Source organism: Micromonospora sp. NPDC023633, assembly GCF_040640035.1.
In the GTDB taxonomy this organism is placed as follows: Bacteria; Actinomycetota; Actinomycetes; order Mycobacteriales; family Micromonosporaceae; genus Micromonospora.
The window spans coordinates 1-11,657 of record NZ_JBFABB010000093.1 but is presented as its reverse complement, the minus strand read 5'-3'; the positions used below and the strand labels follow the sequence as shown (position 1 = coordinate 11,657).

At 75.6% G+C, this 11,657-nt stretch carries 10 protein-coding genes; 4 read left to right on the top strand and 6 right to left on the bottom strand.

The window, feature by feature from the left end; genetic code table 11:
• Positions 1-145: 145 nt before the first annotated feature.
• From AB0G13_RS24985 to AB0G13_RS24975, 3 genes are read left to right on the top strand one after another with little or no spacing between them, the layout of a single operon-like run.
• Positions 146-2,557 carry a nitrate- and nitrite sensing domain-containing protein gene (locus AB0G13_RS24985; RefSeq protein ID WP_357878668.1) on the top strand — a complete coding sequence of 804 codons (2,412 nt, stop codon included), beginning with the start codon at positions 146-148 and terminating at the stop codon, positions 2,555-2,557.
• Entirely contained in the window at positions 2,554-2,946 is a 393-nt protein-coding gene (locus AB0G13_RS24980) for a roadblock/LC7 domain-containing protein (protein ID WP_357878665.1), read from the top strand. The genes AB0G13_RS24985 and AB0G13_RS24980 overlap by 4 nt, the downstream gene beginning before the upstream one ends.
• Positions 2,943-3,911 (top strand): TAXI family TRAP transporter solute-binding subunit, encoded by a 969-nt coding sequence (locus AB0G13_RS24975; RefSeq protein ID WP_357878662.1) that lies wholly within the window; start codon positions 2,943-2,945, stop codon positions 3,909-3,911. The genes AB0G13_RS24980 and AB0G13_RS24975 overlap by 4 nt, the downstream gene beginning before the upstream one ends.
• Before the next feature lie 9 nt (positions 3,912-3,920).
• On the opposite strand, the gene AB0G13_RS24970 is transcribed toward AB0G13_RS24975, so the two are convergent.
• From AB0G13_RS24970 to AB0G13_RS24945, 6 genes are all read right to left on the bottom strand, one after another.
• On the bottom strand, positions 3,921-4,457 hold the full coding sequence (locus AB0G13_RS24970) for a hypothetical protein (RefSeq protein ID WP_357878659.1): 537 nt from the start codon (positions 4,455-4,457) through the stop codon (positions 3,921-3,923).
• Positions 4,458-6,350 carry a DNA primase gene (dnaG, locus tag AB0G13_RS24965; RefSeq protein WP_357878707.1) on the bottom strand — a complete coding sequence of 631 codons (1,893 nt, stop codon included), beginning with the start codon at positions 6,348-6,350 and terminating at the stop codon, positions 4,458-4,460.
• A gap of 156 nt (positions 6,351-6,506) precedes the next feature.
• Complete coding sequence (locus tag AB0G13_RS24960; RefSeq protein ID WP_357878656.1) at positions 6,507-8,141, bottom strand: BCCT family transporter; 1,635 nt, start codon at positions 8,139-8,141, stop codon at positions 6,507-6,509.
• 156 nt (positions 8,142-8,297) lie between these two features.
• Positions 8,298-9,134 carry a siderophore-interacting protein gene (locus tag AB0G13_RS24955; protein WP_357878652.1) on the bottom strand — a complete coding sequence of 279 codons (837 nt, stop codon included), beginning with the start codon at positions 9,132-9,134 and terminating at the stop codon, positions 8,298-8,300.
• A 10-nt stretch (positions 9,135-9,144) separates the two neighbouring features.
• Entirely contained in the window at positions 9,145-10,455 is a 1,311-nt protein-coding gene (locus AB0G13_RS24950) for a deoxyguanosinetriphosphate triphosphohydrolase (protein ID WP_357878649.1), read from the bottom strand.
• The gene (locus AB0G13_RS24945; RefSeq protein WP_357878647.1) at positions 10,445-10,798 is read right to left on the bottom strand and encodes a VOC family protein; all 354 of its coding nucleotides are present in this window, start codon (positions 10,796-10,798) and stop codon (positions 10,445-10,447) included. Before AB0G13_RS24945 ends, AB0G13_RS24950 begins: the two co-directional genes overlap by 11 nt.
• A 193-nt stretch (positions 10,799-10,991) precedes the next feature.
• Between AB0G13_RS24945 and AB0G13_RS24940 the strand changes: the two genes are divergently transcribed.
• The gene (locus tag AB0G13_RS24940) at positions 10,992-11,477 is read left to right on the top strand and encodes a roadblock/LC7 domain-containing protein (RefSeq protein ID WP_357878644.1); all 486 of its coding nucleotides are present in this window, start codon (positions 10,992-10,994) and stop codon (positions 11,475-11,477) included.
• Positions 11,478-11,657: the final 180 nt, after the last annotated feature.

The following is an 11,657-nucleotide window of genomic DNA, read 5'->3' as shown; positions in this document are numbered from 1 at the left end:
CCAGCGTCCCGGGGGCTCGCCCTTTTCTTTCGCCCAGATCGGGGGTAGGTGACCCCCGGGGGCGGCGTCGGCGCCCCCCCCCGCCACCCGCCACCCCCGACCCCACCCCCGGAAGGCCCGAGTGTCGCTCCCCACCCCCGGCCGCGTGCGTCGGCACCACCGGCCCGCCGACCACACCGACCGCCTGTGGTCGGTACGCACCCAGCTGCTCGCGCCCATCCTGGTGGCCACGATCGGTCTGGTCGTGCTGGGGTCCACCCAGACCGCCATCGCCATGGCCGCCACCGACGACGCGGACCGTGCCCGGGTGCTGGCTAGCACCGCGACGGCCACCGTGCGCCTGGTGCACGAGCTGGAACGGGAACTCGGCGAGACGGCGGCCCTGCGCCAGCGGGGCGGCAGCAGCGGACGGCCCCTCGTCGACGCGCAGCGACGGCGCGTCGACGCCTCCGTCGAGCGGTACCGCAGCTCCAGCCGGGACGCCCGCCGGGCCGCCCCCGACCTGCGCCGGGTGCTCGACGGCGCCGACGCGCAGCTCGGCCAGCTCGAACCGGCCCGTGGCTCCGCCCTGGGCGGCACCACCGCCGACCCGACCTACCTCTCGCTGGTCGAGTCGCTGCTCGCCGTCGCCGACGCGCTGCCGGCGCAGCTGCGCGACCGGGAACTGGCCAACGGGGCGCGGGAGGTGGCCGCCGTGGCCGCCCAGGAGCACCTCGCCGCCGTGGAACGCGACCTGCTCCGGGCGGTCTTCGTGCGGGGCGCGCTGGCGGACGGGGAACTGGTCCGCCTCGGCCAGCTGCACGGCGCACAGGAGCAACGTCAGGCCGAGTTCTCCCGGATCGCCGGCCGGCCGGCGGCGGACGCGTACACCCGGCTGGTGGCCGGCACCGACGTCTCCACCGCCCGCCGGATGCGCGACAGCGCGCTCAACGTGGAGACCGAGCCCGCCGGGCTGAAGACCGACGGCGACGCCTGGTACGTGGCCCAGAGCGGGGCCATCCGGCGGTACAACCTGCTCGGCCGGGAACTCTCCGAGGAACTGGACCGCAACGCCGCCGGGCTGGCCCGGGAAGCCCAGCTACGGGCCCTGATCACCGGCGGCGCGACCACCGCCGTCGTGCTGGCGTCGTTGACCGCGGCCGTGCTGCTGGCCGTGCGCACCAGCCGCCGGCTGCGCCGGCTGCGGGTAGCGGCGCTCACCATGGCGAACCGCGAGCTGCCGGAACGGATCACCGCCATCGCGGCCGGCGACGGCGCGCCGACCGACGGCGCGGCCACCCGGCTCACCGCCGGCATCGGGCAGGGCCGCGACGAGATCGCCCAGGTCGCCCAGGCCTTCGACACGGTGAACCGGGCCGCCCTGCGCCTGGCCGGCGAACAGGCCGAGGTGCGCATGGACGTGACCCGGATGGCCGAGGCCCTGGCCCGGCGCATCCGTACCCTGATCACCCGGCAGCTGCGGCTGCTCGACGAGTTCGAACGCGAGGAGACCGACCCGGATGCGCTGGCCCGGCTCTTCGCACTGGACCACCTCGCCGCCCGCATGCGACGCAACGGGGAGAACCTGCTGGTCCTCGCCGGCGGGGAGCCCGGCCGTACGCACGACGGCGCCCACCTGCTCGCCGACGTCGTCCGGGCGGCCGCCTCGGAGATCGAGGACTACCCGCGGGTGGAGGTCGACGTGCCGACCGCCGCGGTGCACGGCGCCGCGGTGGGCAACCTGGTCCACCTCCTCGCCGAGCTGCTGGAGAACGCCACCGTCTACTCCCCGCCGAACACCCCGGTGCACGTCGACGGCCGGCGCACGATCGACGGCCTCACGCTGCGCGTGCACGACCAGGGCATCGGCATCAGCGACAGCCGGCTCGCCACGATCAACGAGCGGCTGCTCGCCCCCGCGATGCTCTCCAGCGCCTCCGCCGGCAGCATGGGCCTGCACGTGGTCGCCCACCTGGCGGCCCGGCACGGGGTGCGGGTGCAGCTGCACAACAGCGGCGCGGGCACCGTCGCGCAGGTCGAGATCCCGGAGTCGGCGCTGACCCGGATCGAGGAGGTCGCCCCGCGCTCCGCCCCGGACGCGCGTACGCCGGACGCCCAGGAGGCGCGCGCGCAGGCGCCGGTCGCCCAGCAGGTGCGCCCGCAGGCGCCACCGCCCGGGCCCGACGCGCGCCCGCACGCGCCGGTCGTCCCCGCACAGACCGCCTGGTTCCGGCCCCGGACCGGGACGGGTGGTCCCGCCGCCCTGCCCGACCTGGCCAGCGTCCACCACGCGCCGACGATCACGCTCCCGGTGCTCGGCGCGCGACCGACCGGGCCCGAGGGCGGCGCCGCGACGCCGCCGCCCCGGCCCGCGCCGGCCCCGCTCACCGGGGCCGGGCTGCCCCGCCGCACCCGGGGCGGCCAACTGCCGGCCACGCTGCACGAGGCCCCGCCGGCGCGACCGGCGGGCGACCTGCTCGACCCCGAGGTCGTACGGTCCCGGCTCTCCTCGCTCGCCGAGGGAGTGGCCGCCGCGACCCGACGTACCCAGACGACACCCCCCAGGAGAACCCCATGACTTCATCCGTGAGCGCCGGCCTGGACTGGCTCCTGGCCAACTTCGCCGAACAGGTGCCGGACGTGTCGCACGCCCTCGCGGTCTCCGGCGACGGGCTGCGGCTGGCGGCCTCGCCCCACCTCGCGCCGGACCAGGTGGACCAGCTCTCCGCCGTGATCAGCGGCCTGGCCAGCCTGACCGTCGGTGCCGCCCGGCTCATGTCGGCCGGCCGAGTACGCCAGCAGATCGTCGACATGGACGGCGGGGTGATGCTGGTGATGGCGGTCGGCGAACGCGCGCTCGTCGGGGTGCTCGCCGCGCCCGGCTGCGACCTCGGTCAGATCGGCTACGAGACCGCCATGCTGGTCCAGCGGGTGGCGGAGGCCCTGGAGCCGGCGGTCCGGGCGTGATCGGACGGTCCTCCCGGTTGCTGGCGGCCCTGCTCGCGACCGTGCTCGCCGCCGGGTGCGGCACGACCGACGCCGGGCCGCAACCCTGGCACGGCGGCCGGATCTTCCTCGCCACCGGCAACACCACCGGCGTCTACTACCAGCTCGGCGGCGGCTACGCGGACGTGATCAGCCGCCACCTGCCCGGCTACGAGGCGCGCGCCGAGCCGACCGGGGCGTCGGTGGAGAACATCAACCGGCTGGCCAGCGGCGACATGGAGATCGCCTTCAGTCTCGCCGACACGGCGGCGGACGCCGTCGCGGGGCGCGGGGCCTTCGAGGGCCAGCCGCAGCCGGTCCGGGCGTTGGCCCGGGTCTACAGCAACTACACCCACGTGATCGTCCGCGCCGACGCGAAGATCACCAAGCTGTCGGAGCTGCGCGGCAAGCGGGTCTCCACCGGCTCGCCGAAGTCCGGCACCGACATCATCGCCGGGCGGCTGCTGACCGCCGCCGGCCTCGACCCGGACCGGGACGTCGTCCGGGCCACGCTCTCCCTGCCGGAGACCGTGCGGCGGATGCGGGCCGGCACGCTCGACGCGATGTTCTTCTCCGGCGGCCTGCCCACGCCCGGCATCGCCGACCTGCTGGCCAGCGCGCCCGGCACGTACGCGCTGCTGCCGATCGCCGACCTGATGGAGCCGCTCACCGCGCGGCACGGGTCGGTCTACACCACGGCGGAGCTGCCGAAGGACGTCTACAAGACGAGGAGCGGCACGCCGACGGTCACGGTGGCGAACGTCATCCTGGTCGGCGCCGACATGCCCGACCAGCTGGCGTACGACCTGACCCGGCTGCTCTTCGCCCACCAGGCCGACCTGGTCAGGGTGCACCCGGAGGCCGGCAACTTCACCCAGCAGAGCGCCTCGGGCACCGACCCGATCCCGCTGCACCCCGGGGCCGCCCGGTACTACCAGCGCGGGTGAGCGCGCCGGTCAGACGTCCGCCGGGGCGGTGGCGGCGCGGGCCTCGGCCACGAGGCGGTCGGTCTCGGCGAGCACCTCGGGGTCGTCCGTCGGGGTGCCGGGGTCGAGGCGGACCGTCCACGTGAGGCCGTCCAGCCCCGGCACCCGGCGCGCCGCGATCCGGCCGGCGCCGCCGGGCACCGGGTGGTGCCGCGTGTACGCCACCGACCGGGTGACCCGCTCCCGCACCTGGTGCGGCAGCTCCCCCGGGTCGAGCAGCAGGTAGGTCTCGGCCGGGCAGTCGGCCACCACCAGGTAGCCGTCGCGCTCGGCGAGCCGCTCGGCCGGCGTCACCGTGAGCTCACGGCCGGACCAGACCGCCTTGAGGACGTCGTGCCAGCCCAGCCGGTGCGCCCGACCGGGCAGCCAGAGCCCGAGGTTGCTGGCGACCACCACCCCGTCGCCCTCGCCGTTGCCGACCGCGGCCCAGGCGAGCACCCGCTCGTCGGCGGCCAGCGGCGGCCGGTCGGCCGGGGGCAGCTTCGGCTTGCGGCGGAACAGTCCCATCTACAGTCCTCCCGCGGCCTGCTCGCGCAACGCCCGGGCGTGCTGCTCCAGCGAGAGCAGCTCGCCGAAGGCGGCGAAGTACTCGTCCTTGTTGTTGACCGGGTTGATCCGCTGGATCCGGGACTTCAGGTCCCTGATCCGGCTGGTCACCGAGCCCCACTGCAACCGGGCCATGGTGACCGAGACGTAGCGCGGGTCGGGCTCGCCGTCGATGCGCAGCGGCTCCACGGCCAGCTCGCCGACGAGCGCCCGGGCGGCCAGGTCCTCGCAGGCGTCGCGGACCGACTCGATCCAGACCGCGCCGCCGGTGGCCGTGGCGGCCCCGCCGACGGCCGCGACGGCCGCCCGCACCGCCGCGTGCACGGGGTGCCGGTACTCCGACGCCTCGACCGCGTCGAACATCGGCCCGGCCAGCACCGGCTCCTGGAGGGCGAGCTTCAGCGCCTCCCGCTCCACCATCGAGTGCGGGTTGTCGACGACCGGCTCCGGCCGGGCGGGTCGGGGCGCCGGCGCGGCGTCCCTGCCGGGGGTGGCCGACGCGGCGGCCAGCACGGCCCGCTGCACCGGCTCGATCTCCATGCCGAGGTCACCGGCGAGCTTGCGGACGTACTCCGGACGCTTCTCCCGGTCCTTGAGCTTGGCGACCAGCGGGGCGGCCCGGCGCATCGCCTCCACCCGGCCGTCGACGGTGTCGAGGTCGTACCGGTTGATCACGTGCCGGAGCGCGAAGTCGACCAGCGGCTCGCGGCGGGCGACCAGATCGCGGACCGCCAGGTCGCCCTTGGCCAGACGCAGGTCGCACGGGTCCATGTTGTCGGGGCTGACCGCGATGAACGTGCGCCCGACGAAGCGCTGGTCGTCCTCGAACGCGCGCAGGGCGGCCTTCTGGCCGGCGGCGTCCCCGTCGAAGGTGAAGATGATCTCACCGGCCACGTCGTCGGTGTCCATCAGCAGCCGGCGCAGCACCCCGATGTGGTCCCCGCCGAACGCGGTGCCGCAGGTCGCCACGGCCGTCGGCACCCCGGCCAGGTGGCAGGCCATCACGTCGGTGTAGCCCTCGACCACGACCACCTTGCCCTGCTTGGCGATCTCCCGCTTGGCCTGGTCGACGCCGTAGAGGACGTGCGACTTCTTGTAGATGGGCGTTTCGGGGGTGTTCAGGTACTTCGGGCCGTCGTCGTCGTCGAAGAGCTTGCGGGCGCCGAAGCCGATCACGTCGCCGGCCAGGTCGCGGATCGGCCACATCAGCCGGCGGCGGAACCGGTCGATCAGCGTGCCGGAACGGGACGGCCGGGACAGCCCGCCGGTGACCAGCTCGTCGTGGCTGAAGCCCTGCTGGCGCAGGTGCTTGGTGAGCAGGTCCCAGGCGTCCGGGGCGAAGCCGCAGCCGTAGCGCTCGGCGGCGGCCCGGTCGAAGCCGCGCCGGGCCAGGAACTCCCGGGCGGGGCGCGCACCGGCGGTGGTGAGCTGGGCGCGGTAGAACTCGACGGCGGCGGCGTGCGCGGCCACGAGGCGCTGCCGCTGCCCCTGCTGGGGACGCGGGCGCGGCGCGGCGGAGTCGCCCTCGACGTAGCGCAGTTGGATGCCGGCCCGGTCGGCGAGCCGCTCGACCGACTCGACGAAGCTGAGGTGCTCGGCGTCCATCAGGAACTTGATCGCGTCGCCGCCGGCGCCGCAGCCGAAGCAGTACCAGACGTTGCGGGCGGGCGAGACGTTGAACGACGGGCTCTTCTCGTCGTGGAACGGGCACAACCCCTTGAGGTTGCCGGCGCCGGCCGACTTCAGGGTCACCGTCTCGGAGATGACGTCGGCGATCGAGCTGCGCTCCCGGACCAGCGCGATGTCCTCGTCCCGGATCCGCCCAGCCATGTCCGCCACCCCCTCGGCGTACATCCTGCCCTGCCGCACCGACGCCGTGCCGCCGGGGGACGCCGCGTGTGGCGACCACCGCCGTCACCTCGACGGTCGCGCCCGCGCGGACCGGGCCGCCCCGGCGGTCCCGCCCGGCCGGGTCGGGCCGGGCGGCGGTGCCGGGCCGGCCGCGCCGGTTCAGCGCGGGCGGCGCAGGTAGCGCCGCACCGGCGGCGGGTCCTCCTCGTCGTACGACCGGGCGGCCCGGACGGCCGCGGCCAGGCCGGAGCGGCGGACCCGCGGCGGCGGGTTGACCGCCGGGTCCCGGGCCATGTCCCGGACCAGCGCGACGGCCAGGCCGAGCATCACCACGACGAACGGCAGGGCGACGAGGATGGTCGCCTGTTGCAGCGCGTCCAGCCCGCCCACCAGCAGCAGCACGGCGGCGACCGCGCCGATCAGCACCCCCCAGACCACCACCAGCGCGCGGTGCGGGCGCAGTGCGCCCCGGGAGGTCAGCGAGCCGAGCACCAGCGCGGCGGAGTCGGCGCCGGTGACGAAGAAGAGCGCGACCAGCACCATCGCCAGGACGGTGGTGAGGCCCGCCAGGGGCAGCGCCTCCAACAGGCCGAACAGGGCCCGTTCGGTGCCCGCGCCAACGTCGGCGACCAGGTCCCGGGTTCCGGTGGCCTGCACCCGCAGGGCGCTGCCGCCCAGCACCGCGAACCAGACCACGCTGGCCCCGCTGGGCACCAGCAGCACGCCGGCGACGAACTGCCGGACGGTGCGCCCCCGGGAGATCCGCGCGATGAAGATGCCGACGAACGGGGCCCAGGAGATCCACCAGGCCCAGTAGAAGATCGTCCAGTTGCCCAGCCAGGCCGGGTCCGAGAAGGCACCCGTGCGGGTGGACATGGTGACCAGGTGGCTGAGGTAGTCGCCGACCGACGCGGGCAGCACCTCCAGCGTGTAGATGGTCGGGCCGGCCACGAACACGAAGACCATCAGCGCGACGGCGAGCACGACGTTGGTGGTCGACAGCCACTTGATGCCCCGGTGCAGGCCGGAGAAGGCGGAGACGACGAACGCCAGGGTGAGGGCGCCGATCACCACCAGCTCGACGGCGGTGGTGTCCGGCACCCCGGTGACCAGGTCCAGCCCGGCGGCGACCTGGAGTGCGCCGAGGCCGAGGCTGGTCGCCGAGCCGAACACGGTGGCAAAGACGGCCAGCAGGTCGATCGCGCGGCCGACCGGCCCCTCGGTCCGCGCGCCGAGCAGCGGCTGGAAGGCGGCCGAGATCCGGTTCGGCCGCCCCTTGCGGAACGTCGAGTACGCCAACGCGAGCGCCACCACCGCGTAGATCGCCCACGGGTGCAGCGTCCAGTGGAAGAGCGTGTACTGCATCGCCGCCGCACCGGCGGCCCCGGTGTTCGGCGCGACGCCGCTGGCCGGCGGCGGGGCGCCGTAGTGCTCGATCGGCTCGGCGACGGCGTAGAAGACCAGGCCGATCCCCATGCCGGTGCTGAACATCATGGCCACCCAGGCCAGCGTGCTGAACTCCGGCTCGTCGTCGTCGGCGCCCAGCCGGATCCGGCCGAACTTCGTCGCGGCGATGATCACCGAGAGCACCAGGAAGGCGTCGGCGGCCACCACGAAGAACCAACCGAAGGTGTCGATCACCCAGGCCAGGCCCGAGTCGCCGAAGCCGGCCAGGGAGCGCCGGGCCAGCACGCCCCACGCCACGACGGCCAGTACGCCGCCGACGCTGAGCGCCAGGACCGTCCGGTCGATCCGGCCCACGGCCTGCGTCCGCTCCCGCACCTGCCCGCTCATGGCCACCCCCTGCCCATCCTGCTGGGCAGGCGGGCGGCACACGGCGATATCGGGCGAACCTGCCCGGCCGGACCGCCCCGACGCGGCACAGGCCGGTCAGGCGCCGCGCAGGCCGGTCAGGCGCCGCGCAGGCCGGTCAGGCGCCGCGCAGGCCGGTCAGGCCGGGACGGCGGCGGCCTCCTCGGCCTCCACCTGCCGGTTCCAGTCGGGCTTGCTGGCGCGCCAGCCCTCGTCGTCCAGGCCCCGGCGCCAGTAGCCGGAGATGGAGAGCAGCTCGCGGGAGACGCCGCGCTCGACGCGGAGCAGGCGGCGCAGCTCCTTGACGAAGGTGGCCTCGCCGTGCACGAAGGCCTGCACGTCACCGGGCGGGAACTCCAGGGCGCGCACGGCCGCGACCAGGGCCTCCCCGACCGGGCGGTCGCCCCGGTGCAGCCAGGTCAGGCGCACCGCGCCCGGGCTGGCCAGCGGCTGCTCGTCGGCCGGGTCGGCGACCTCGACGAAGACGGTGGCCGGGGCACCGGCGGGCAGCCGCTCCAGGGCGGCGGCGATGGCCGGCAGCGCGCTCTCGTCGCCCACCAGCAGGTGCCAGTCGGCGTCCGGGCTGGGGGCGTACGCCCCGCCGGGGCCGACGAAGTGCACCGGGTCGCCGGGGCGCAGCGCGGCCGCCCACGGCCCGCCCAGCCCCACGTCGCCGTGGTGCACGATGTCGACGGTCAGCTCACCGGTCGACGCGTCCCAGGCCCGCACCGTGTACGCGCGCAGCCGGGGCCACTGCTCCCGGGGCAGGTCACGGCGGATCGTGTTGAGATCCGCCGGGATCGGATACGCCGTCCCCGGCGCCGGGAAGACGATCTTGATGTAGTGGTCGGTGAACTCGCCCACCGGCAGGCCGGTCAACTCCTCACCCCCGAGTACCAGCCGGACGAGGTGGGGAGTGGGCCGCTCGGTGCGCAGTACCCGGGCGGTCGTGACCTTGATGGGGCGCTCCGTCATGCCGGTTAGGTTAGCCTAAGTTTGCGCGGCTGCCCATCCCTCGATCCTCGGCCGGCGGGTGCCCGCGCCCCGCGCCGCGCACCACCCGCGCGTGCCAGGCGACGGCCGCCGGGTCGGTCAGCGAGGCGACCTGGTCGATCACGACCCGGAGCCGGGCCGCGTCGTCCGGCGCGGCCGACCAGAGCGGGGCGAAGACGGGATCCAGCCCGTCCGGCGCCCGGTCGGCCAGGGCGTGCACCAACTCGGCCAGGACCTCCCGCTGCCGCCGGTAGCGGTCCCCCGCGCCGGGGCGACGCATCACGTACCGCAGGGCGATGCCCTTGAGCAGCGCGCACCGCGCGCGGATCCGCCGGGGCACCACCAGGTCGGCGGCGTAGCGGCGATGCGGGCCGGGACCGTACCGCTCCTGCGTGGCCGCCACGACCGTCGAGACGAAGCGGCCGGTCAGCACGCTGGTGGTCGCCTTCAGCGCGGCCTGCGCGCGGTGGCTGCCGTCGTACCCGGCCAGCGGGGCGAGCACCGGGTCGTCGAGCAGTTCCAGCAGCAACTCGCCGAGGTCGGCCGGGGACTCGCCGGAGTAGGTGGCGGCGACGTCGGCGCAGAGCGCCGCCCGCTCCTGCGGGTCGCGCAGCAGCGGGCGCAGCGTCACGTACCCGCCGTGGATGCCGTCCTCGACGTCGTGCACCGAGTAGGCCACGTCGTCGGCCCAGTCCATCACCTGCGCCTCCAGGCAGCGCCGGTCGTCACCCGGCCCGCCGGTGCGCAGCCAGGCGAAGAGCGGGAGGTCGTCGTCGTACACCCCGAACTTGCGCTGCTCCCGGCGGCGGGGCCACGGGTACTTGCTGACCGCGTCGAGCGAGGCGCGGGTCAGGTTGAGGCCGGCGGACGTCCCGTCCGGGGCGACCACCTTGGCCTCCAGCCGGGTCAGCACCCGCAGCGTCTGCGCGTTGCCCTCGAAGCCGCCGCACCCGGCCGCGAGGTCGTCCAGCGCGTCCTCGCCGTTGTGCCCGAACGGCGGGTGGCCGAGGTCGTGGGCGAGCCCGGCGGTGTCGACCACGTCCGGGTCGCAGCCCAGCCGGGCCCCCATCTCCCGGGCGATCTGCGCGACCTCCAGCGAGTGGGTCAGCCGGGTACGCAGGAAGTCGTCGGTGCCGGCGGTGTGCACCTGGGTCTTCGCCGCGAGCCGCCGGAACGCCGCCGAGTGCAGCACCCGGGCGCGGTCCCGCTCGTACGCCGACCGCCCGTACCCGGTGTCCTTCGGTGGTTCGCCGACCAAGCGGGCGACGTCCGGATCGTCCGGCCCGGGAGGCTCAGTCCTCACGCTGCCGCAGCACGCAGAACTCGTTGCCCTCCGGGTCGGACAACACGGTCCACCCGACGTCGCCCTGCCCCACGTCGACGTGCCGGGCCCCCATGTCGACCAGCCGCTCGACCTCGGCCTCCTGGTCGTCGGGGCGCAGGTCGATGTGCAGCCGGTTCTTGGTCGTCTTGTCGTCGGTGACCGGCACGAAGACGATGCCCGGCAGCCGGTCGGCGGAGCGGCGGATCTCCACCTCGTCCGGTTGCTCGGTGACCACCTGGTAGCCCAGCGCCTCAGCCCACCAGCGGGCGAGCCGGGCGGGGTCCCGGGCGTCGACGGTCAGGCTCTCCCAGGCGCTGCTCATGCCGATCAGGTTACGCCCGCGCGCCGCGGACGGCGCGCCGCCGGCGCGCGCCCGACGGCCGCGCAACCTCCGAACAGGCGAGAGTTGTCGACCGATCGCCGACGGTTACGGGATCGCGGTCCGGCATGGCCGGCGGTAGCGTTCCCAGCGCGGAACGTGACCAGACTGAGGGCCCGACGGTGGGGAGACACCCGTGGACGCGGACACGATGATGGGAACGGAACTGTCGGAGTTGCGCCGGCGCCGCCCCGAGGTGGCGGGCACGGTGCTGGCCGGCACCGACGGCCTGCTGATCTCCAGCGACCTGCCGGCGACGGACGCCACCCACCTGGCGGCGCTCGCGGCGGCCAGCTTCGGCCTCGGCCACCGCGTGGCCGACACGGTGCGGCACGGCGAGTTCCGGGAATCGGTGGTCCGCACCTCGACCGGGGCCGTCGTCACCTATCCCGCCGGGCGCAACGCCCTGTTGACGCTGGTCGCCGACGCCGGCGTCGACCTGGAAGAGCTGCACGCCGACGCGCGGGCGGTGGCCCGGCGCACCGGCTCGGTGCTGGACACCAGCCGCCGGGTCGGGGCGGCGCCCGTGCGCGAGGCGCACGCCGCGCTCTCGGCCCGCACCTCGGGCGGCAGGCTGCCCCGGCGCGTCACCCCCCACACCTGGCGCCGCCCGCCGGTCTGAGCAACCCTCGGAGTCGGGCGCGCCGGGCGGGGCGCCCCCCACCCCACCCCCCGGGCGGTGGCCGCGGCCCCGGGCGCCCCCCCCGCCCCGGGGGGGGCCCCGGGGGGGGGGGGGGGGGCCCCCCCCCGCGCCGGTCGGCCAACGCGCGTTCGACGAGCGCGCTGGCCATGCCCAGGTACG